General features: G+C 36.9%; 26 protein-coding genes. 17 read left to right on the forward strand and 9 right to left on the reverse strand.

The genetic code is table 11. The features are described 5' to 3' along the window. The first annotated feature begins 11 nt into the window (after positions 1 to 11). From lpxD to OPU68_RS15440, 7 genes are all read left to right on the forward strand, one after another. Positions 12 to 1,034, forward strand: coding sequence for a UDP-3-O-(3-hydroxymyristoyl)glucosamine N-acyltransferase (gene lpxD / locus OPU68_RS15410; protein ID WP_498474848.1), 1,023 nt, complete (start codon positions 12 to 14; stop codon positions 1,032 to 1,034). A gap of 48 nt (positions 1,035 to 1,082) precedes the next feature. Then, positions 1,083 to 2,477, forward strand: a complete 1,395-nt coding sequence (locus tag OPU68_RS15415) for a bifunctional UDP-3-O-[3-hydroxymyristoyl] N-acetylglucosamine deacetylase/3-hydroxyacyl-ACP dehydratase (RefSeq protein ID WP_498474849.1) — start codon at positions 1,083 to 1,085, stop codon at positions 2,475 to 2,477. 3 nt (positions 2,478 to 2,480) lie between these two features. Beyond that, entirely contained in the window at positions 2,481 to 3,269 is a 789-nt protein-coding gene (gene lpxA / locus OPU68_RS15420) for an acyl-ACP--UDP-N-acetylglucosamine O-acyltransferase (protein ID WP_498474850.1), read from the forward strand. A gap of 26 nt (positions 3,270 to 3,295) precedes the next feature. Next, a complete protein-coding gene (gene efp / locus OPU68_RS15425; protein WP_498474851.1) occupies positions 3,296 to 3,859 on the forward strand; it encodes an elongation factor P in 564 nt (187 codons plus the stop codon). A gap of 145 nt (positions 3,860 to 4,004) precedes the next feature. Then, entirely contained in the window at positions 4,005 to 4,907 is a 903-nt protein-coding gene (locus OPU68_RS15430) for an LpxD N-terminal domain-containing protein (protein ID WP_498474852.1), read from the forward strand. A 109-nt stretch (positions 4,908 to 5,016) separates the two neighbouring features. Beyond that, entirely contained in the window at positions 5,017 to 5,889 is an 873-nt protein-coding gene (gene sucD / locus OPU68_RS15435; RefSeq protein ID WP_498474853.1) for a succinate--CoA ligase subunit alpha, read from the forward strand. A gap of 108 nt (positions 5,890 to 5,997) precedes the next feature. Beyond that, complete coding sequence (locus OPU68_RS15440) at positions 5,998 to 6,651, forward strand: porin family protein (protein ID WP_498474854.1); 654 nt, start codon at positions 5,998 to 6,000, stop codon at positions 6,649 to 6,651. A 60-nt stretch (positions 6,652 to 6,711) separates the two neighbouring features. Here OPU68_RS15440 and OPU68_RS15445 read toward each other — a convergent pair whose 3' ends face one another. The 5 genes from OPU68_RS15445 to hpt all read right to left on the reverse strand — a co-directional run bounded on the left by OPU68_RS15445 (position 6,712) and on the right by hpt (position 10,830). Further along, on the reverse strand, positions 6,712 to 7,959 hold the full coding sequence (locus OPU68_RS15445; RefSeq protein WP_498474855.1) for a DEAD/DEAH box helicase: 1,248 nt from the start codon (positions 7,957 to 7,959) through the stop codon (positions 6,712 to 6,714). Positions 7,960 to 8,064: 105 nt separating this feature from the next. Beyond that, positions 8,065 to 8,550 carry a DUF6438 domain-containing protein gene (locus tag OPU68_RS15450; protein WP_498474856.1) on the reverse strand — a complete coding sequence of 162 codons (486 nt, stop codon included), beginning with the start codon at positions 8,548 to 8,550 and terminating at the stop codon, positions 8,065 to 8,067. A 39-nt stretch (positions 8,551 to 8,589) separates the two neighbouring features. Continuing rightward, entirely contained in the window at positions 8,590 to 9,573 is a 984-nt protein-coding gene (obgE, locus tag OPU68_RS15455; RefSeq protein ID WP_498474857.1) for a GTPase ObgE, read from the reverse strand. 78 nt (positions 9,574 to 9,651) lie between these two features. Continuing rightward, the gene (locus OPU68_RS15460) at positions 9,652 to 10,230 is read right to left on the reverse strand and encodes an adenylate kinase (RefSeq protein ID WP_498474858.1); all 579 of its coding nucleotides are present in this window, start codon (positions 10,228 to 10,230) and stop codon (positions 9,652 to 9,654) included. Between the two features lie 45 nt (positions 10,231 to 10,275). Next, complete coding sequence (gene hpt / locus OPU68_RS15465) at positions 10,276 to 10,830, reverse strand: hypoxanthine phosphoribosyltransferase (RefSeq protein ID WP_232705463.1); 555 nt, start codon at positions 10,828 to 10,830, stop codon at positions 10,276 to 10,278. A 138-nt stretch (positions 10,831 to 10,968) separates the two neighbouring features. On the opposite strand from hpt, the gene OPU68_RS15470 reads away from it, so the two are divergent. From OPU68_RS15470 to murI, 5 genes are all read left to right on the forward strand, one after another. Next, positions 10,969 to 12,030 carry a PASTA domain-containing protein gene (locus OPU68_RS15470; RefSeq protein ID WP_498474859.1) on the forward strand — a complete coding sequence of 354 codons (1,062 nt, stop codon included), beginning with the start codon at positions 10,969 to 10,971 and terminating at the stop codon, positions 12,028 to 12,030. A gap of 44 nt (positions 12,031 to 12,074) precedes the next feature. Beyond that, entirely contained in the window at positions 12,075 to 13,142 is a 1,068-nt protein-coding gene (locus OPU68_RS15475; RefSeq protein ID WP_498474860.1) for an RluA family pseudouridine synthase, read from the forward strand. A 19-nt stretch (positions 13,143 to 13,161) separates the two neighbouring features. Beyond that, a complete protein-coding gene (locus tag OPU68_RS15480) occupies positions 13,162 to 14,130 on the forward strand; it encodes a PorP/SprF family type IX secretion system membrane protein (protein ID WP_498474861.1) in 969 nt (322 codons plus the stop codon). Positions 14,131 to 14,180: 50 nt separating this feature from the next. Further along, the gene (gene hemW, locus OPU68_RS15485; RefSeq protein WP_498474862.1) at positions 14,181 to 15,305 is read left to right on the forward strand and encodes a radical SAM family heme chaperone HemW; all 1,125 of its coding nucleotides are present in this window, start codon (positions 14,181 to 14,183) and stop codon (positions 15,303 to 15,305) included. Positions 15,306 to 15,427: 122 nt separating this feature from the next. Then, complete coding sequence (murI, locus tag OPU68_RS15490; protein WP_498474863.1) at positions 15,428 to 16,255, forward strand: glutamate racemase; 828 nt, start codon at positions 15,428 to 15,430, stop codon at positions 16,253 to 16,255. Positions 16,256 to 16,296: 41 nt separating this feature from the next. Here the strand turns inward: murI and OPU68_RS15495 are convergent, their stop codons facing one another. After that, complete coding sequence (locus OPU68_RS15495) at positions 16,297 to 17,193, reverse strand: LysR family transcriptional regulator (RefSeq protein ID WP_498474864.1); 897 nt, start codon at positions 17,191 to 17,193, stop codon at positions 16,297 to 16,299. Between the two features lie 101 nt (positions 17,194 to 17,294). Between OPU68_RS15495 and OPU68_RS15500 the strand changes: the two genes are divergently transcribed. Continuing rightward, entirely contained in the window at positions 17,295 to 17,915 is a 621-nt protein-coding gene (locus OPU68_RS15500; RefSeq protein ID WP_498474865.1) for an NAD(P)H-dependent oxidoreductase, read from the forward strand. Between the two features lie 2 nt (positions 17,916 to 17,917). After that, positions 17,918 to 18,205 (forward strand): putative quinol monooxygenase, encoded by a 288-nt coding sequence (locus OPU68_RS15505; RefSeq protein WP_498474866.1) that lies wholly within the window; start codon positions 17,918 to 17,920, stop codon positions 18,203 to 18,205. A gap of 45 nt (positions 18,206 to 18,250) precedes the next feature. Here OPU68_RS15505 and OPU68_RS15510 read toward each other — a convergent pair whose 3' ends face one another. From OPU68_RS15510 to OPU68_RS15520, 3 genes are all read right to left on the reverse strand, one after another. After that, positions 18,251 to 18,673 (reverse strand): glucosaminidase domain-containing protein, encoded by a 423-nt coding sequence (locus OPU68_RS15510; RefSeq protein WP_498474867.1) that lies wholly within the window; start codon positions 18,671 to 18,673, stop codon positions 18,251 to 18,253. A 38-nt stretch (positions 18,674 to 18,711) separates the two neighbouring features. Beyond that, positions 18,712 to 19,278, reverse strand: coding sequence for an RsmD family RNA methyltransferase (locus OPU68_RS15515; protein ID WP_498474868.1), 567 nt, complete (start codon positions 19,276 to 19,278; stop codon positions 18,712 to 18,714). 139 nt (positions 19,279 to 19,417) lie between these two features. Beyond that, positions 19,418 to 20,134 carry a DUF3822 family protein gene (locus OPU68_RS15520; protein ID WP_498474869.1) on the reverse strand — a complete coding sequence of 239 codons (717 nt, stop codon included), beginning with the start codon at positions 20,132 to 20,134 and terminating at the stop codon, positions 19,418 to 19,420. 333 nt (positions 20,135 to 20,467) lie between these two features. Between OPU68_RS15520 and OPU68_RS15525 the strand changes: the two genes are divergently transcribed. Genes OPU68_RS15525 through OPU68_RS15535 form a run of 3 tightly spaced genes read left to right on the forward strand, consistent with a single transcriptional unit; the run spans position 20,468 to position 22,457 of the window. After that, complete coding sequence (locus tag OPU68_RS15525) at positions 20,468 to 21,637, forward strand: thioredoxin family protein (protein WP_498474870.1); 1,170 nt, start codon at positions 20,468 to 20,470, stop codon at positions 21,635 to 21,637. A 1-nt stretch (position 21,638) separates the two neighbouring features. Continuing rightward, on the forward strand, positions 21,639 to 22,259 hold the full coding sequence (locus OPU68_RS15530) for a DUF3575 domain-containing protein (protein WP_498474871.1): 621 nt from the start codon (positions 21,639 to 21,641) through the stop codon (positions 22,257 to 22,259). A gap of 3 nt (positions 22,260 to 22,262) precedes the next feature. Continuing rightward, positions 22,263 to 22,457, forward strand: a complete 195-nt coding sequence (locus tag OPU68_RS15535; RefSeq protein ID WP_498474872.1) for a hypothetical protein — start codon at positions 22,263 to 22,265, stop codon at positions 22,455 to 22,457. Position 22,458 lies beyond the last annotated feature (1 nt).

Genomic DNA, 22,458 nt, shown 5'->3' on the forward strand with positions numbered 1-22,458 from the left:
CTTTGCAAACTATGGAATTTACGGCGCAACAAATTGCAAATTTTATAAACGGGAAAATCATCGGTAATCCCGAAACGGTCATCACTGGCGTTTCCCCAATCGAGAATGGAGAGAAGGGACATTTGTCTTTCATTGGGCAGTCCAGATTCTTAGAATTTTTGGATGATACAAAGTGCGCAGTTCTTATCGTTTCAGAAAATTTAATACAAGAAAATAAAATCTACAAGCCTGTAGTCATTGCTGTGGAGGATGCTTATTTATCATTTCAGGTATTGATGAATCTTTATCAGGAGATGCAGGGCAGAAGAACAGGTATAGAACCAGGATCTTTCTTCCACGAGACTGCAAAAGTAGGCGAAGATGTTTATATCGGCGCATTTACTTATGTTTCGGAAAAAGCAAATATAGGAGACGGAACGCAGATTTTTCCTCACGTTTATGTAGGAAAAGGTGTTAAGATTGGAAAAAATTGCAAAATCGACAGTGGCGCAAGAATATACGATTATTGTATTGTTGGTGATAATTGCGTGATCCATTCCAATACGGTTGTCGGTGGAGATGGATTTGGTTTTCAGCCAACTGCAGAAGGTTTTAAGAAAATTCCTCAGCTGGGAAATGTAATTATAGAAGATGATGTAGAAATTGGTTCCAATTGCAGCATAGACCGTGCAACAATCGGTTCAACTGTCATAGGCAAAGGTACTAAGATTGATAATCTCATCCAGATTGCTCACAATGTAAAAATTGGTCAGAACAATGTGATTGCCGCTCAGGCTGGTATTGCAGGCTCTACGATTATTGGAGACTGGAATCAGATCGGTGGTCAGGTAGGAATCGTAGGTCATATCAAAATTGGAAATCAGGTAAAGATACAAGCGCAAAGTGGCGTAAACCACGCTGCGAAAGATGGAGAAACGCTCTACGGCTCGCCAGCAATTAATTACAGCGATTACAGAAGAAATTACGTACATTTCCGTAATTTTACGGACATAGTCAAGAGAATAAACGATTTAGAAAATAAAAAATCAGAGTAAAGGTATCAGGAGCCAAGAAGCAGTTCTTCCCGCCTCAAAACTATTACAATGAGTGATAAACAAAAAACAATCAGAGAAGAGATCAGACTTTCGGGTATTGGTCTTCACACAGGTAAAGAAGTAAATCTTACCATCAAGCCGGCAAAAGAAAACACCGGATTTGTATTTGTAAGAACAGATCTTGAAGGTCACCCTCAGGTCGAGGCTGATGTCAACTATGTAACCACTACAGAAAGAGGAACTACTCTGGAAAAGTTAGGTGTCAAAATCCATACTTGCGAGCATCTTTTGGCAGCATTGGTAGGAATGGATGTAGATAACGTCTTCCTTGAAATGAATAGTGCAGAGCCGCCAATCCTGGACGGATCTTCCAAATATTTTGTGGAAGCTATCGAAAAGGCTGGCGTTACAGAACAGGAATTGGCAAGAGAATATCTTGTTGTAAAAGAAGTGATGAATTACGTGGATCCTTCCACTGGTTCTGAGATCACCGTAATTCCTGCTGACGATTACGAAATTACAACAATGGTAGATTTTGGAACCAAGGTTCTTGGAACTCAAAATGCCAGTATGAAAAATCTATCTGAGTTCAAAGAAGAAATTGCACCAGCCAGAACATTCAGTTTCTTGCACGAGTTGGAGCAGCTTTTGGATGCCAATCTTATCAAAGGCGGCGATATCAGCAATGCTATCGTGTATGTTGATAAAGAATTGACGCCTGAAACCACAGAAAAACTGAAATTAGCTTTCGGTAAAGACGAAGTTTCTATCCGTCCAAACGGAATTCTTGATAATCTTACCCTAAATTTTCCTAATGAGGCCGCTCGTCACAAGCTTTTGGATGTGATTGGAGATTTGGCATTGGTTGGCGTTAGAATCAAAGGCAGAGTGATTGCCAACAAGCCCGGACACTTTGTAAATACGCAGTTCGCAAAAAAACTTAACAGACAATACAAATTGCAAAAAAGAAAAAATGTTCCTGATTTTGATTTGAAAGCAGAACCTGTTTTTGACATCAATGGCATTATGAAATTATTGCCTCACAGACCGCCGTTTCTTTTGGTTGATAAAATTTTACAATTGTCAGAAACCCACGTTGTTGGACTGAAAAACGTTTCTATGAACGAGCCATTTTTCGTAGGTCACTTCCCGAAAGAACCAGTAATGCCAGGCGTTTTACAGATTGAAGCAATGGCACAGGTCGGTGGGATTTTGGTTTTGGCAAATGTTCCGGATCCGGAGAATTATTCAACTTATTTTGTGAAGATGGATAATGTAAAATTCAAGAAAAAAGTAGTTCCTGGCGATCAGCTGATATTCAAAATAGAATTGATAGAGCCAATCAGAAGAGGAATTGTACATATGCAGGGTTACGGTTATGTAGGAGACAGCGTTGTTGTAGAAGCTGAATTAATGGCCCAAGTTGCAAAAACTAAAAATTAATCTATGATTCATCAGCTTACAGCAGTAGATCCTCGCGCAAAAATTGGCAAAAACGTCACCATAGAACCTTTTACAACCATTGGCGCCAACGTAACAGTTGGTTCTGATACATGGATTGGCCCCAATGTGACCATCATGGAAAATGTAAAAATTGGAAAAAATTGCAAAATTTTTCCGGGAACGGTGATTGGTGCAGTACCTCAGGATCTTAAATTTGATGGAGAAGAAACACAGGTGATTATCGGTGATGGAACAACGCTGAGAGAGTGTGTGACAATCAACAGAGGAACAAAGGCTTTAGGATATACCAAAATCGGAAATAATTGTCTGATAATGGCAACTTCCCACGTGGCACACGATTGCATCGTAGGTGACAATGTCATTATTGCAAACGGTTGCGGGATTGCCGGACACGTTGAGATCGGGGATTTTGTGGTAATGGGCGGACTTTCTGCCGTTCAGCAATTTGGAAAGATCGGAAAGCACGTGATGATTTCCGGAGGTTCTTTGATCAGAAAAGATATTCCACCTTATGTAAAAGTAGCGAGAGAGCCAATTTCTTACGCCGGAATTAATTCTGTTGGATTGAGAAGAAGAGGCTTCACCAATGATAAAATATTCGAAATCCAAAAGATCTATAGAGCGATTTTCCAAATGAAAATGAATACAACCCAAGCAATTGAATTCATTGAAAAAGAAATGCTCCCAACAGTGGAAAGAGATGAGATCATTCAATTCATACAAAATTCTCCAAGGGGAATTGTAAAGGGATACGGATCCAATAAAGAATAAAAATAATACACGTTTATATATAACTAATGGCAACAAGCAACGATATTAGAAAAGGACTTTGCATAGAATTCAGTAATGATATTTTCAAAGTGATAGAGTTTATGCACGTAAAACCAGGAAAAGGTCCTGCTTTCGTAAGAACAAAAATGAAATCTGTAACCAATGGAAAAGTATTGGACAACACTTTCTCAGCTGGTCACAAAATCGACGAAGTGAAGGTGATCACAAGAAAATTCCAGTATCTTTATGATGATGAGAATGGTTTCCATTTTATGAACAATGACGATTTCTCTCAACTTTATCTTGATAAAGAAATGATTGAAAATTCCCAGTTTATGAAACCTGGTGAAGAGGTAACCATCATTTTGAAAGAAGCAGACGAGACACCACTTTCTGCAGAATTGCCACAGTCGGTTTACTTAGAAGTAATCGAGGCTGATCCCGGAATTAAAGGAAATACAGCAACCAACGCCTTAAAAAATGCAATCGTAGAAACCGGAGCGAGAATAAACGTTCCATTGTTCATCGAGCCGGGTGACAAGATCAAAGTCAACACAGAAGACGGATCTTACTTGGAGAGAGTAAAATAAATTATATCAGAAAGCTGAAAGCGTGAAGTTTTCAGCTTTCTTTTTTAGTAGCTTAATCCGCCTTATATTCGTTCCCGACTTTACTTCGGGAAATAATAAATGAATTGAAATCTAAAAATTAATGTCTAAAATCTAACATCCAGCCATGACATTTAACCAGCCGCAACAACTCAAAACGATTGCTGATATCATCAATGCAAAATATATCGGCGCAGACAATTTTCCTGTTCTGGGAACCAATGAAATCCATATGGTAAAAGCCGGAGAAATTGTTTTTGTAAACCATCCAAAATATTATGACAAAGCTCTTAATTCTGCCGCAACGATTATTCTGATTGATAAAGAAGTAGAATGTCCGGCGGGAAAAGCACTATTGATTTCCGATGATCCTTTCAGGGATTTCAATAAAATTAATACACACTTTACCAGAATTTCAAATTTCAGAGAAGAACTCCACGATCTGGAAGTGGGAGACGACACATTCATTCATCCTTCTGTAACAATAGGAAATGATGTGAAAATTGGAAAAAACTGTCACATATTTCCCAATGTTGTCATCGGCGACAGAACAATTATAGGCGACAACGTCATCATTCAGGCTAATACAGTTTTGGGCGGCGATGCCTTCTATTACAGAAAACTGAATGGGAATTTTGACCGATTAATTTCTGTCGGAAATGTGGTCATTGAAAATAATGTCGAAATTGGAAACAGCTGTACGATTGATCGTGGCGTTACAGATTCTACGATTATAGGTGAGGGCAGTGTTTTGGATAATCAAATTCAAATTGGCCACGATACAATTATTGGTAAAAAAGTTTTAATAGCCTCTCAGACCGGAATTGCCGGCTGCTGCATCATCGAAGATGAAGTGACGATTTGGGGACAGGTAGGAATGGCTTCCGGAGTACGTATCGAAAAGGGAACAGTGCTTCTTGCAAAAAGTGGCGTGAACAGAGATTTGAAAAAAGGGACTTACTTTGGACCAATCGCAGAAGAATTCCGAGATTACCTTAGAAAGGAAGTCAGAATCAAAAATCTGAAGTAAATCATATTTTATTAATTCAAAAACTTATAGATTACAAGAAATTTTTGGATTATTATCGTTATTTTTGCGAGGAACAAAGTTTTATAAAATCAATAAATTACAATAAAAAATGTCAGTATTAGTAAACAAAGATTCTAAAGTTATCGTACAAGGATTTACAGGTAACGAAGGTACTTTCCACGCAGGTCAAATGATCGATTACGGAACCAACGTTGTTGGCGGTGTAACTCCGGGAAAAGGAGGTTCTGAGCACCTTGGTAAGCCAGTTTTCAATTCTGTGGCAGAAGCTGTAGAGAAAGCAGGAGCTAATGTGAGTATTATTTTCGTTCCGCCTGCATTTGCTGCAGATGCTGTAATGGAAGCTGCTGAGGCAGGTATCAAAGTTATTGTATGTATCACAGAAGGAATTCCTGTTGCTGATATGGTAAAAGTTAAAGATTATATCCAAGATAGAGATTGTCGTCTAATCGGTCCAAACTGTCCTGGTATCATCACTTCAGACGAAGCAAAAATCGGAATTATGCCTGGTTTTGTTTTCAAAAAAGGAAAAGTTGGAATTGTTTCAAAATCAGGAACTTTAACTTACGAGGCAGCAGATCAAGTTGTGAAAGCTGGTTTCGGAGTTTCTACAGCTATTGGAATTGGTGGAGATCCAATCATTGGAACTACGACGAAGGAAGCTTTGGAGTTGTTCATTAACGATCCGGAAACTGAAGCGGTTGTAATGATCGGAGAAATTGGTGGGTCTTTGGAAGCAGAAGCTGCAAGATGGTATAAAGCGAGTGGTTCTACAAAACCGGTTGTAGGTTTCATAGCTGGACAAACTGCTCCAAAAGGTAGAACGATGGGTCACGCAGGTGCTATCGTAGGAGGAGATGATGACACTGCACAAGCGAAAATGGCTATTATGAAAGAAAACGGAATTCACGTTGTAGATTCTCCAGCAGAGATTGGAGTAACTGTTGCAAAGGTTCTAGCTTAATCAGTTTATTAAAAATCCCTTGTTAAATATATTTGAGAAGCTCTATCTGAGCTTCTCAATTTTTTTATTTAAATTTGGAACAGTAAAAAAAATTTAAAAACACTAGATATGAAAAAAATCCTTTTTGGGTCTTTATTATTAATGTCATTATTCTCCCAGGCGCAGATAGATCTTAGGTCAACTGAGTTTGGTGTTGTAGCAGGAGGAACCTATTCCAGAGTTAGAAATGCACACAATCCGTCAGGAGCCAGGATTTCTGTTTTAGGAGGTATTACTGCCCAGGCACCCATTGGTATAGCAGAGCAATATTATCTTCAGATGGAAGTTTTGTATTTTGGAGCTGGAGAATCGGGAAAAGCAAAAGATGCAAAAGGCAGACCCGGATATGATGCAGTTTTTGCAAATAATTATCTAAGTGTTCCTTTCAATTTTAAAGCCTATTTTTCCGAAGCTGAATCTGAGTTTTACGGATTGATTGGTCCGAGATTTAATTTTATGATAGATCAAAAAGTTAAAAATTCAAACAAGCCTGAATACGAAAGTGACAGTTATGGAAAAGCCAATTCATTTAATCTCGGAATAGGAGCAGGGGTAGGATTTAGTTATAAAAGACAATTGGAACTTGCTTTGAAATATGACATTGGATTGTCCAACACATATCCGGATTTGAAAAACAGTCCGTCTGAGATTGGTTATGCAGGTACTTCTAAAAAGAAATCAGAACAGGTTATAAGTTTAGGACTAACTTATTTTTTCAAATAAATAAAAATGCTGTGAATTTTCACAGCATTTTTTTATGAATCATTTCTTTTCGGTATAAAATTATTTTTTCCTGTAGAAATTGCTTTTATTCTTGGGCTTTTCGGTACGTTGACCTGTTGGTCTCGGTCTTGGGTTGAAAGGCTTGTTGTTGCTGTCTCTTTTCTGCTCAACCAAATTATCTGTGTGAAAAGGATGATCGATTACAACCGGGATTTTCTTCCCAATCAGTTTCTCAGTATTTCGAAGATTAGCAAGATCCAATGCATCTACGAATGAGAAAGAAGTTCCTTCCGATCCAGCTCTTCCAGTTCTTCCAATTCTGTGAACATAAGTTTCAGAAACGTCGGACAGTTCGTAATTCACAACGTATTTCAATTCATCAATGTCAATTCCTCTCGCAGCAATGTCTGTCGCAACCAGAATTCTTGTTCTTTTTGATTTGAAGTTGGAAAGTGCGTTTTGTCTTGCGTTCTGAGATTTGTTTCCGTGGATGGCTTCTGCAGAGATATTGTATTGGTGAAGTTTTTTCACGATTTTATCTGCGCCGTGTTTTGTTCTTGAGAATACCAAAACCTGATCGAATTTAGGATCCTGTAAGAGGTGAACTAAAAGATCGGTCTTGTTATTATTATCAACAAAATAAATACTTTGCTGAATTGTATCCGCTGTAGAAGAAACGGGAGCAACTTCTACTCTTACCGGATTGATAAGAATTTCAGCCGCTAATTTTGCAATTTCTTTCGGCATAGTTGCAGAGAAGAAAAGGTTTTGTCTTTTTGCAGGAATTAGTTTCAGGATTTTCTTCACATCGTGTACGAATCCCATATCCAGCATTCTGTCTGCCTCATCCAGAACGAAAATTTCTAAATGATGAAGTTTTACAATGCCTTGAGAAATAAAATCCAGTAATCTTCCTGGTGTAGCAATCAGAATATCAACACCTCTTCTGAGTTGCATTTCCTGCTGATGCTGTTTTACACCTCCGAAAACCACTAGTGATTTTAGTTTTAAATGTTTTCCGTAATCCTGAAAATTCTCTTCGATTTGTATTGCTAATTCACGGGTTGGGGTCAAAATCAAAGCTTTGATCTGATTTCTGTGAGGTTCTTTGGCAGAAGAAAGATTTTGCAAAATTGGGATGGCAAATGCCGCTGTTTTCCCTGTTCCTGTCTGTGCACTTCCCAAAAGATCTCTGCCTTGCAGGATAGATGGGATTGCTTTTTCTTGTATTGGAGTTGGCTGTTCGTACCCTTGTGCTTTTAAAGCATCTAATATTGGCTTGATTAAGCCTAATTCGTCAAAATTCAAATGGAATATTTTTTTAATTTAATAAAGTAAAAATTCCCCCGTATATTAGGAGGAATTAATATTGTGCAAAGATAGCCTATTTTAAATAAAGTAGATATTAACTATTTATTTCACTTTTTCCCACTTTTGGTTTTTCTTAAGCTCATCAATATAAGTGTAAAGTGTTGTTAACTTTTCTGGTTTTTCGCCAGCTGACATTGATATATCTTTTTTAGTTCCATCTGAGAAAAAAATGCGCAGGTTGGTTTTTGAAGCATCCATAATTCGTTTGTCAATGTAATTGTCTTTCAGGGTTTTTGCATCCGCAGCGTCTGTTAAAGTTAGCAGTTTTTGATAATCTTCAACGCTAATAACAGATTTGAAAGTCCCTTCTCTTGGTTTATTCATATCATCTTTGGAGCCGCCTTCTGTGAAATTAAAATGTTCTGCTTCCAGAATTGCATTTCTTTTAGAATCAATAGTTATTTTGTAAGTTGGACAGAATCCAAAACAAGGTCCCACTTCATATTCGATTTTGGAATAGTTTGAAGTTTGAGATGTTTTGCAGGACATTAATCCTAAAAGGACTATTAAGCTTAATAGATATTTCATAATTTTTTATTGGTAGACTTTCAATAATTGTTCCGAAAATTATCCGTGCAATTTCTTCCAGATCGCATCTTTCAACTCCTGAAGACCTTCGCCGGTTACGCCGGAGAAGAATAATGGTTGTCTGTTCTCCGGAAATTCTGCTGCGATTTCCCTTTTCAATTCATCATCCAGAAGATCGGCTTTTGAAACGGATAGAAGGAAATCTTTGTCCAAAAGTTCTGGATTGTATTCTCTAAGTTCGTTTTCCAAAATTTTAAATTCCTGAAAATGATCCTCAGAATCTGCCGGAATTAAGAATAATAAGATTGAGTTTCTTTCGATATGTCTCAGGAATCTGTGTCCAAGACCTTTACCTTCCGCTGCACCTTCGATAATTCCTGGGATGTCTGCCATGACGAAAGACTTGTAATTTCTCCATTCCACGATTCCAAGATTTGGTTTCAAAGTGGTGAAAGCGTAATCTGCAATCTTGGGTCTTGCTGCAGAAACGGATGATAAAAGTGTGGATTTTCCAGCATTCGGAAATCCAACTAAACCAACGTCGGCAAGAAGCTTCAATTCAAAAGTGACGAAACCTTCCTGTCCGTCCATTCCGGGTTGTGCAAACCTTGGCGTCTGGTTGGTAGAGGATTTGAAATGCTCATTTCCTTTTCCGCCTTTTCCGCCTTCCATCAGGATGATTTCTTGTCCGTCTTCCAGGATTTCGCCAACGATTTCGCCTTCTTCATTTCTTGCAATTGTTCCCAAAGGAACATCGATGTAAACATCATCACCGTAAGCACCGGTCAGCTGGTTTTTGGCTCCGTTTTGTCCGCGGTCAGCTTTTACGTGACGCGTGTATCTCAATGGCAAAAGTGTCCATTCGTGAGCGTTACCTCTCATAATTACGTGACCACCACGTCCGCCGTCGCCACCATCCGGACCACCTTTCGGGATGTATTTTTCTCTACGAAGGTGAGCCGATCCAGCACCGCCGTGACCGCTTTTACAATGGATTTTTACGTAATCTACGAAATTTGACATAATGTATTGTTGGATGTAGGATGTTGGAGGATGGATGTTGAAAATAACTTCCAACTTCTGACTTCCAGCTTCCTTCTTTTATTTAATTTTTTCTACTTCTGCAAATAGTTTTTCAGAGATTTCGGAGATGTCGCCAACACCGATTACTTCTGCATATTTGCCTTGATTTTTATATAATTCTGCAACTTCTGCAGTTTTTGTATAATATTCTGTGATTCTGTTTCGGATGATTTCTTCATTAGAATCGTCTGTTCTACCGCTGGTTTCTCCTCTTTTCAGAAGTCTTTCTACCAAAACCGCATCATCTACAATTAATGATAAACAAACACTGATTTCAGAATTTAATTCTTCTTTCACGATGGTTTCCAAAGCTTCCGTCTGGGTTGCCGTTCTTGGGAATCCGTCGAAAATAAATCCATTGGTCTCTGTTGGTTTTCTCAGTTCATCAATTAGCATATCAATGGTTACTTGGTCTGGAACCAATTCTCCTTTGTCGATGTATGATTTTGCTAATTTTCCCAGCTCCGTATCATTTTTCATATTAAAACGAAAAAGATCGCCTGTAGAAATTTGCTTCAGATTATACTTCTCAATCAGATGCTGAGCTTGGGTTCCTTTTCCACTTCCCGGAGGACCAAAGAGAACTATATTGATCATATTTCTTTAATTTATTTAGATTTATTTCTTTATACTTTGGGGAAATTAGTGATTGATTCTACCTTCTTCTAATTGATACAGGTCTGGTAAATTTCTTCCTAATTCATCATAATCCAATCCATAACCTAGTACAAATTTGTTCGGAATTTCTTTCGCAACATAATCTACGATGAAATCTTTTTTGAAAACATCAGGCTTCAAAAGTAGAGAAGCTACTTTCAAAGATTTAGGACGTTGGGTATTTTTGAAATATTCGAAAAGGTTTTCCAAAGTGTTCCCTGTGTCAACGATATCTTCCATCAGGATAATATGACGATCTACAACATCCTTTGTAAGCTCCATTTTTTTGTAAACAATTCCGGTAGATTGCGTTCCGGAGTATGAGCTTACCTGTAAAAATGCTATCTCGCATTTACCAGGATAATATTTTAAAAAATCTGAAAAAAACATAATGACACCATTCAGAACTCCAATAAAAATTGGGGTTTCATCCTTGTAATCTTCGTAAACTTTTTCTGCTAAATCTTTAATAATTGCCTGAATTTCATCGTGTTTCAGGTATGGTACGAAACTTTTGTCGTGAACTTGTATAGACTCCATTGGTATTTCAAAGTGCAAAAATAAGACTTTTAAACCAAACCGCCCATTTTCTTTTTTAATAGGTTTTTCGAGATCATCGGAAAGAGTAATACAATTTAATTATCTATATTTGCGTTACGTTTCTGAAAAAGAATAATTATGTTCAAATCGCTTTTCCACTGGAAAGTATTACTTAATATCGTTTTAGCAATGGCGTTTTTCGCCGGTTTGGTTTGGCTTACATTCCGTTGGCTGGAGTTTCATACCCATCACGGAGACGAAGTTCCTGTGCCAAATGTGATGAATATGAAAGTGCACGATGCTATCAAGATTCTCGATGATTCCGGTTTGGAATATGAGGTGGATAGTTTTAAATATGATCCGAAATTCCGCCCGTTTCAGGTTTTGGCTGTGTTCCCATCGCCGGGATCAAGTGTGAAAAGCGGAAGAGCTATTGTCTTGAAAGTAAATCCAAGAACCTGGGCAAAAGTGGCAGTTCCGGATATTATTGACAGGTATAAAGGCTTGGCTTTTAATCAATTGACTCTTGTTGGTTTGAAAGTCGGAGATACACTTTATGAACCGAGTATTCAGCGTGATGCAGTTCTCAAGATCATTTACAATGGAACAAGTATCAAGCCGGGAACTTTGCTGCCAAAGTTTTCCAGTGTTGATTTAGTAATAGGATCTGGACCTTTGAGAAATGTTTCTATTCCGAATGTTGTGGGAAGAACTGTTCAGGAAGCTAAAAAAATCATTGCTCAGGCTTTGTTTGAAGTCGGAATCGTAGATCACGAAGACGGCGGAAAAGATGAATCCGATATCGTTTATTATCAAGATCCCGAATTTGGCTCTCTGCGAGATCAGGGAATGCAGATTGATCTTTGGGCGAGTAAAAAAACACCGGCAGAATTACAAAGCAAAATACAACAGCTGGATGATATGTACCGACCAAAAATCGATACGACCTTAGCGCCTATACAATATAATGAAGTTCCACCGCCAACTACTGAGCAGAGACCTGCGGTTACAAAACCCCCAGTTTCTACCAACCCTTCAACCACATCGGCAGGAGCTACACAAACTACTTCTGCTACTAAACCAAAAACTACAACAACACAGCCTGCGAATACTTCGACAGCTGTGAAACAAAATACAAACACACCACAATCTACAAAACCCGTAGATAAGCCAAAGCCTAAAAAAGTGGTGATTGAATAAAACAAAAGGCTTCGACAAATGTTGAAGCCTTTTAAAATTAAAATATGCTGGACGAGACCGAAGATTTTTTAGAAGATGAATTAATTAATCAAGATATTTCTGCTGATGACGAAAACAGCGGACTTTTTGAGCATCTTAATATCACCGTAGATAAAAAACAGGAGCCACTTAGGATCGATAAATTTTTACTGATATTTCGCCAGAATTCTTCCCGAAATAAAATTGCACAAACCTGTAAAGCCGGTAACGTTATAGTTAACGGAAATCCTGTAAAGCAAAATTACAGAGTGAAGCCTGGTGACGAGGTTAGTATACTTCTCGCACATCCGCCAAGAGAAAATGTTATCATTCCACAAGATATTCCAATTAATATCGTTTATGAGGATAGTGATCTGATTATCGTTGATAAAGATCCGGGAATGGTGGTTCATCCGGGATTTGGAAATTGGGATAAAACATTGGTAAATGCACTGGCTTTTCATTTTTCAAAAGATCCCAATTATAATTCAGATCTGGACAGAGTGGGATTGGTTCACAGGATAGATAAAGACACATCCGGATTATTGGTGATAGCAAAAACTGAATATGCACTTAGTTTCTTGGCAAAACAGTTTTTTGACAGAACCACAAAACGCCTATATTGGGCATTTGTCTGGGGAAATGTAAAAGATGATACTGGAACTGTAACCGGACACATCGGCAGACATCCGAAAAACAGAATGCAGATGTACACCTATGAAGACGGAAGCCACGGGAAGCACGCTGTAACACATTACAAAGTTTTGGAGCGTTTCCGTTACATGACCTGGATAGAATGTAAGCTGGAAACCGGAAGAACGCATCAGATCCGCGCGCATCTCAAACATATTGGGCATACTTTGTTTAATGATGCGAGATATGAAGGAAATATTATAATGAGAGGTGTAAATTTACCGAAGTACAAACAATTTGTTCAGAATGTTTTCGAGGTATTACCGAGACACGCTTTGCACGCGCATACTTTAGGATTCATCCACCCAACAACCAAAAAAGAGATGTATTTTGAAAGTCCAATGCCAAAAGATATGCAGGAAGCATCCGAGCGTTGGAGAAAATATCTCGATAATAATTAGAGTTTTATATATTTGCATTGTGAAGAAAACTTACCAATTTTATAAAATATTATTACTGTTTATAACAGTTTCTTTTATTAATGTCAAAGCTCAGGAAACTTTGCCTTTTTATCAGCAATATCTTGTTGATGGCGATTTTTTGTTCAATCCTGCATTATTAGGTAAAACAGATGATGTGGTACTGAATCTGAATTATCAGAAACAATTTTCTCAGTTAGATGAATCTCCAAATGTCCAGTCTATCGGTTTGCATGCAAATGTATTTGATAGAGTAGGTGCTGGAGTTTCGTTTTTTAGAGATCAGAATGGACCTATATCTTCCAATGGATTGATGCTTGGTGCATCTTATTTTGTACCTCTTTCAGACGAAGAAGACCGCCAGGATCAGTTTTCATTTGGTGTTGGTACCAATCTTTATAATATGAATATCGATTACACCAAAATCAATCCAGAGCAGGCTGGAGATCCTGTTTTAGGAGAAAATACAAATGATATCTTCATTGCATATGCCAACCTTGGTGCTGCCGTAAAGTATCGGAAATTCTTTGCAGGTGTTTCCGTGATTGATATTCCTATCAGTAATGATATCCCGATTGTCAATGGAATAGAGCCATCACCTACCAAATTTTACCTGAATGCAGGCTACGACTGGCATTTCACAGAAGGCATTTTCCTGACACCATCTTTGATGATGAATTTAAATACCAATTCTTCAAGAATCATGGATTATAATTTGATGGCAACTGCTTTTGGAGAGAGGAGTAACATCTCTGCAGGGATCAGTTTCCGAAGTGCAAAAACAGCAGTTGGAAGTGAGAATCTTGGGATGTCACCAATTATCAAAGGTAGAGTTGGTAACTTCACATTTGGGGGTGTCTATAACTTCGGAGTTTCAGAACTGACGGATAATTTTGGGAACAGTTTTATGTTGACAATTGGTTTCAATATCGAGAATTTTATCAACACAAGAGGCTTCCGATACAGATAAATAATATAATTTGAATAAATTTGAGCTCTGAATTTTTCAGGGCTTTTTTAATGATATACCTTCACATTCCTTTCTGCAAGCAAAAATGCAGTTATTGCAATTTTCATTTTTCAACTTCTTTTAGCTTGAAAGATGAGATGATTTTGGCGATCAAAAAAGAAATCGGATTACGACATAACGAACTCGAAAATAAGACTTTAAAATCTCTTTATTTCGGTGGAGGAACACCTTCGGTTCTTAGTGTTGACGAAATTAAATCTCTAATAGACGAATTCCAAAAATATTTTAGTTTTGATGAAAATATTGAAATCACTATAGAATCTAATCCCGACGACCTCAATAAAAATTTTCTTAAAGAACTATCGCAAACAGAAATCAACCGATTGTCTATAGGAACACAAAGTTTTTTTGATGAAGATTTAAAATTGATGAATCGTGCGCATAATGCTTCCGAAGCAGAAAGTTCTATCAAACGCGCTCAGGATTTCGGATTGGAAAACATCAGCATCGATTTGATTTATGGCTCGCCAACTTCTAACTTCGAAATCTGGAAAGAAAATCTTAACAAAACCATCGAACTTCAGGTTCCGCACGTTTCCTCCTATGCTTTGACAATCGAACCAAAAACTGTCCTGGAAAAATGGATTGAAAACGGAAAAGTTAAATCTCCCGAGGAAGCAGAACAGAATCAGGAATTCTATTACATGTCTGATTTTCTGAAAGATAATGGATTTGATCATTACGAAATATCAAATTTTGGAAAGCCAGGTTTTCATTCAAAACACAATTCGGCATACTGGAAATCTGAACCATATTTGGGAATTGGTCCTTCCGCACATTCTTACAATGGACATCTTGAAAGAAGCTGGAATGTAGCCAATAATGCGCTTTACATCAAGAATATCACTCAAAATATAATTCCAAAAGAAACCGAAATTCTCTCGGAAAAAGACCGTTTCAACGAAATGATAATGATCGGACTCAGAACAATCTGGGGCGTAGATTTAAATAAAATTAATCGAAATTTCTCCTTAGAAATAATCAATTATCTTAATAAAGAAATCGAAACTAAGCTCAATTCCGGAATATTAATAATTGAAAATAATTATCTCAAAATCCCGGAAAAACACTGGTTTTTAGCAGACGGAATTGCGGGTGATTTGTTTATGGTTTAAAATTTACTTTTAAGTAAAAACATTATTTTGTCATTCCGTAGGAATCTAAACTTTGAGATTCTTTTAAAATGACAAAAACTTCTAATAAAATCCTTATTTTTGCTACATAATTTTTCCAAAAATTGAAAAATAAAAAAGCCGACTATTCTCATCTTTCAGCCAATCAGCCAATCGGGATTTTTGATTCCGGTGTTGGTGGTTTGACGGTGGCAAAAGAAATCAAAAGACTGTTGCCCAATGAAGATCTTATCTATTTCGGAGACACAAAACACCTTCCTTACGGCGAAAAATCACGCGAAGCAATTGTCGGTTATTCAACAAAAATCACTCAGTTTTTATTGGAGAAAAACTGCAAGGCCATTGTAATTGCATGTAATTCAGCAACGGCAAATGCGCTCAAAGAAGTTCTTGATTTGGTAGCAGAAAAAGTACCTGTGATAGATGTCATAAATCCGGTTTCCGAGAAAGTGGCTTACGAAATTCATAATAATGTTGGCGTCATTGCGACCAAAGCAACCGTGAATTCAGGACTTTACAAAAAGTCAATCCGTAAGCATAACAAATTCATCAAGGTCGATGAATTAGCAACGCCGCTTCTCGTTCCGGCAATAGAAGAAGGTTTTAAAAATCATCCGATTACCCATTCTATTATTTATAATTATTTGAGTAATAGCAAATTAAAGAATATTGAAACTTTGATTCTTGGATGTACACATTATCCGCTGTTGATAGACGAGATCAAACAATATTACGGAAACAGAGTTCGGGTTATAGATTCTCCGAATATCGTTGCAAACCAATTGAAAATGATTTTGGACAAACATCATCTTTTGAATGAAGAGCACAAGTCAACTTACAAATTTTATTTGTCAGATATTACCAAAAATTTCGAAAAAATATCTAAGAAATTCTTCGGTAAAACAATAGATTTGGAACTTAAGGTACTCTAATTTATTTTAGTAATTTTAAATAAATAATAATATCCCAGATCTTAGAATCTTTCATTTCGGAATATTTCTTTGATCAGATTTACCTCATTCTGAACCGGATTTTTCAGTCGTTCTCCAAAATGGAGAATATTTTCGATTTTGTGATTTCCTTCCCAAGTGATTTCAATTCCGCCTGATTCCAGTTCATTCTTACAAAGGAAATCCGGAATAATAGAAAAACCCGAATTTCCACTCAAACAGCGGACGATTGAGCAAATATTCGGAACAATGTAATTTGGTTTGAAATCCGGATGTCGGTTGAAATTCAGATTCCAAAAGTGATTTAAATGTTCCATATCTGCAGCTGTGCTGTACCATATTTGCTGTTTCAGCCAGGCTTCGGCTTCTTCTATTTTTTGATTTTTGATCAGTGTCTTTAATTCGGAAGTATCAGTCCCGCTTCCATTGATCAGAACAATTTTCTCTTTAGAAAAAGCTTCAAAATCAAGATTCTTGATATTCGTTTTTTTTGGTGTGATGATGAGATCCAGCAGTCCATTATCCAAATCCGAAAACATCTGCTCATACAATCCAAATCTGATGATGACGTTGAAATCCAAAGTAGGAATATGCTTTTCCAAAGTAAACTGAAAGGTCTCAAAGCACATCCCGATACTTACCGTCGAACGTTCATTTTTCGTGGTTTTATGAAACGTCTGTTCTGCAGTTTCCAGTTTCAGAAGCGGTTCCAGCGTAAAGTTGTAAAGGATTTTCGCTTTCTCTGTTGGGATCAGTTTTTTGGAAATTCTTTCAAATAATGTATAACCAACGTAAGCCTCCAGCGAGCCAATATGAAGGCTGACGCCGGGCTGAGAAATGTACAATTCTCTTGCAGCTTTCGTGAAAGATTGAGTTTCATAAACACTTTTAAAAGTCCTGAGCCATTCCAGATTTATCATTGTATCATCATATTTATAATGCAAATATATAATTTATATTATTTTTATAATTGATTTTTCTGTCGGAAATTTGCAGTATCAATAATTTAAAAAATTAATTAATGAAAAATATATTTGTAATCAACGGCGGACAAACCTTCGCACATTCTGGCGGAAGCTTTAACAAAACCATCACCAACTGGACAAAGGATGTTCTTGAAAATGCGAATTTTGAAATTAGAATTACAAATGTGAATGACGAATTTGATGCAACTCAGGAAGCAGAAAATTTTAAATGGGCAGATGTTGTGGTTTATCATTTTCCGGTTTGGTGGTTTCAGGTGCCTAACCGTTTGAAGTTTTATATTGATGAAGTTTTCACAGCAGGTCACAACAACGGCATTTACAAAAGTGACGGCCGTTCACGAGTGAATCATGCGATTAATTACGGAACTGGCGGATTGATGCACGGCAAACATTATTTCGTCACCACAAGCTGGAATGCACCGGAAACGGCTTTCACGTTGGAAGGTGAATTTTTCAATCAACATTCTGTGGATGAGGGCGTTTTGTTCGGTTTTCACAGGATGAATGCGTTTACAGGAATGAAGCATCTTGGAAGTTTCCATTTCCACGATATGGAAAAAGCAGCAACTCAGCAACGAATCGATAATTACGAGAAAGAATACAAATCTTACCTCAAAGATGTATTCGTCAATGTTGAATCTGAAATTTTAAATTAATCATGTCAATCTATTTAACAGCGATTTTAAAATCGAAACAAGATAAAATTCAGGAATTAAAATCGATTCTTGAAAATATGGTTCTGAATACCATAAAAGAAGAAGCCTGTGAAAAGTACGAATTACAGCAAAGTCTGGAGGACGAAACGGTTTTCATCTTTCACGAGATCTGGAAATGCCAGGAAGGTTTGGATGCTCATAACCAGCAATCTTACATCAGAGAATTTGTAGAAAAAGCGCCTGATTTACTAGGTAAACCAGTTGAGATTTATCTCGCAAAATTAGTTTAAAGAAAAATGCCCCGAATAATCGAGGCATTTTTTATTTATATAGAATTAAAGTCCAAGTTTATTAATGACAGTAGTAATTTTCTTTTTCCATTCCGTTGGTTTTGCAGCATATCCGGCAGAAGCAATCGCATTCAGCCATTCAGAATAATCCAAATTTCCCTTGAGTTTTTGATAATATTTTTTTCTTGAAATCATTTCGCAGAAAGCGCGGAAAGATTCTTTGGAATTTTCAAAACTTTTGAATTTGGAATTGTTCACGGTATTTTTTCCGACCATCCCAAAATGATTGTTCAGCGTCTGTGCATGTTTGCTGTTTCCACCACCGGTTTCCACATAGGCAATGGAAAGAATAATAGCAGATGGAATCCCAAATTCCTTGGAAAGTTCCGTCGCAATTGGTTTGTATTGATTGATGTAAGAATTCTGTGCAGAGACTTTTAAGCTGAAAAATAAAATAATTAAGCTCAAAAATTTGATATTGAAATTCCTCATATTCATTTCAAATTTTATTCAGAAACTGGTTGAGCTTCAAAGAACGAGAAATTAATATTCCCATATTTTCTGCTGTCTTTCAAGTTCGGATGCGGATATTTTTGTCTGCTTTGATGTTCCAGAACGAAAAGTCCGTTTGGTTTCAATAATTCGTTGCTCAAAATCAAGTCAATCAATTCATTGTATTTTTTTTCGTCGGTTTCGAAAGGCGCATCAGCAAAGATAATATCATATTTTTTCTCGTGATTTTTCTTTCTTTTCAACCAATCGAAAACGTCAAAACGTTGCGTATTCACTTGCAATCCCATTCCCAACTCCTGAGCGGTTGTGTTGATGAAACCGGCGTGTTTAGGATTCAGTTCAATAGAAGTGATATCCTGGCAATCTCTGGAAGCAAATTCCAAAGTGATGGAACCAATTCCTGCAAAAAGATCCAAAACCGAGCAGAATTCCAGATCAAAACGATGTTCCAAAATGCTGAACAGCGCTTCCTTTGCAAAGTCTGTGGTTGGTCGTACTTCGAAGTTTTTTGGAGCTGCAATTTTCTTCGCTTTCCATTTTCCGGATATGATTCGATACATAATTGATAGTTGATAAATGATATTCTCTAATTTCTTAGAGTTGAAATTATTTTCCCGCTGATTTTGCTGATTCAGCAGATTTTTTCATTAAATCTGCAAAATTTGCCTATCTGCGAGAGATTTAAAAAGATAAAATGTCTTAACTCAAAACAAAATTCTTCTTGTGCAGATTGTCAAAAACGATTTTCAGATTCGGCACAAATTTCTGCATTTCCGAGATAAAGGTTTCGTTTTCCGTGGTTTCTCCATAGATATAAAAGTAAGTTTCCGTAATTCCAAAATCAATTTTACTCAAGGTAAACATTATGAAATAAAGAAAATCCACTTCCGAAGTCGCATCCAGATTATTGTAAAGCACTACTTTTTTATTCTCGATGGCAAAGAACTCTGCTTGCTGATGATACAGATTCACGTGAATTTCCTTTCGATTTTTCACATTCAAAGAATTCAGAAATTTCTCACCAGAAAAATTAAAATGAACAGGAACTTCCAACGCCTTGATTTTCTGATAGTAATCCTTGGGAAAACTGTAATAGAACTGAACGCCAAATTTCTTGTTCACAGACAACATCAGTTCCTCAGAATCCTTTTTCACGTCCGCATTGTAAGCAATCAGGTCGTAGCCCAAATCGTGCTGGTCAAAACCTTCTTCCACCACAGAAAAATGGTTGATAGCCGAGATCACGGAGATTTCCGAAAACTTTTCCGAAGCCAAAACTTCATCCAATTTTTCCGTCACCAGATTGTCAGGCGTTTCCTCATCTTTCAGGAAAATCTTTTCTTCCAAAACCTTTCTGGATTTAGAAATCTGCCATTGCAAGCCATCTTTCGTAAAAAGCAAGGATAATTTCCTCATATTTTATTAGTTCTTTCGTCGTTTATTATTTGGGCAGCTTTATCCGCCTTCCACTCCCAATCTTTTTTGCTCACGTTTTGTCTCTAAATAGAACTCGAGTGCACGCAAAAAAGGATTTCCGTTCAAGTCGGGCTGCGCTTCGCAAAGTTGAAGCGTTCTATATACTATCCAACTTCGGACTATCAATTAAAACAAATATCAGAAAATCTTTAATCTTAATCTCAAGTCTTCTCAGAGATTTGCAAAGTTAAAAAATTAAAACTTTAGGATTTCAAACTCTGCCAATTATTACAGAATGGTTATCTTCGCAAGATAATTCGATTTATTCTCAGAATGCAAAAAATATCATTTTTCTTTTTAATATTCGCCATTCAGCTTGTTTTTTCTCAGCAAAACATCAAGTTTGAAGATTCAGATTTCGCAACCATTCTCGCCAAAGCCAAAACCGAAAAAAAATTGATCTTTCTGGATGCTTACGCTGCCTGGTGCGGACCTTGTAAACTGATGGAACGCAACGTTTTCACAGATGCAACTGTGGCAGATTATTACAACAAAAATTTCATCAATGCCCACTTTGATATGGAAAAAGGTGAAGGTCCAACGCTCGCCGCAAAATACGGCATCAGAAGTTACCCGACTTTGCTTTTCCTGAATGGAGAAGGTGAAGTGATTGGCAAAGAATTAGGCTATCTGAAAACGGAAGATTTCTTAGCATTAGGTAAGAAAAATAACAATCCAAAATTGGTCAATACCAATCTGAAAGATGAATTCCTGAAAGGCAAATTAGATCAGCCGGCACTACTTAATTTCATTAATCTTTATGCAAGCAAAGATCCAATCTTAGCAAAACAAGCATCAGAAAAGTATTTTGCCAGCAAAAAAGATAAAACATTTTCAGGAGAAGAAGTGAATGCGCTTCTCAATTTCACACAGTCTGTAGATGATGCCAATTACAAAGTTTTCGTATCGAATAAAACTGCAATCGTAGAATTATTAACAGAGAAAAATTACACACAGTTTGATAATTATCTCAAATTGATGAAGCTGGTAAACTCTGCAACAGACGATAAAACGAAAACAATAGACGATGCAAAAGTTCTGAAAGAAGGAGAAGGTTTACTTCCAAAAGAAGACCTTATAAAAAGCCTGAATATTTACAAACTCAATTATTATATTTCACACGACAATTACCCGGCTTACGAGAAAACCGCTTTGGAATATTACAAAAATCCGGATGATTTTAATAGTTCGGAATTACTTGCTGCAGCCAGTGTGTTTGCCGATAATGTAACAGATCCAAAATCTCTTCAAAGTGCAGCACGATGGGCGGAAAAAGTGGTAATGTCACAGGAAAATTATGATTCTACAAGTATTTTGGCAACTTTATATAATAAATTAGGAAAGAAAGACGAAGCTAAAATGTTCGCAGGAATGGCTGCAAATTTTGCAAAAGACGAAAACAGAGATGCTACAAAAATGAATGAAATCCTGAATAAAAAGTAAGATGAAGAAATTATTATTAAGCACATTAATTTGTCTATCACTTTTTAGCTTTTCACAGAAAAACGAAACTTATATTAAAGCAAATGCTTTATTCCTTCCAGTTGGAATGTTAAACGTTGGCGTAGAACACGGCTTTACGGAACATTTTACAGCACAGGCAGATATCTTTATTTCTCCTTGGAAATCTTTTGCAGGCAAGCACGCACAAGTTTATATGCTGGGTTTTAATGGGAGGTATTATTTTAATGAAGCTTTCAAAGGATTTTATTTAGGTGCAGATTTATCTCTGGCTCATTTTAATATTCAGAAGTGGGGTTATTGGAATGATAACTATTATGTTCATAAAAATGGTGAAGTCACACCTTACATCAATTCAAACCTCTACCAGAAGGGTTATTCTTTTATCATTGGAGGGATTACAGGATATCAATTCAAATTGAGTGAAAAATTAAATATGGATGTGTATCTTGGAGTTGGAACAATGCAAAGCTTCTACAAAGGGTATGACAAACTTAGCGGAGACCGTTATGATTTTGGCGGAGATTCTATGGGAAGGAAAACAAACAGAAGTGGAGAATTGCTTCCTTATAAAGGTGGTGTAATGATTTCATACAAACTCTAACATATGAATTTGAGATACATTCTTATCGGAATAATAACGTTTGTGATTATATTCTTGATGAACTACCTTGGAAATGATGCACCGGACAAATTATCCAGAGCTTTGCTTACTGCGTCTGCGGCGTTTATTGGTTTAGGCGTTGGGATGTGGATCTACAGCAAAAGAGACCAAAACGACGAACGTAATAATTTTGATTAAT

Source organism: Chryseobacterium sp. TB1-D10 (assembly GCF_059803555.1).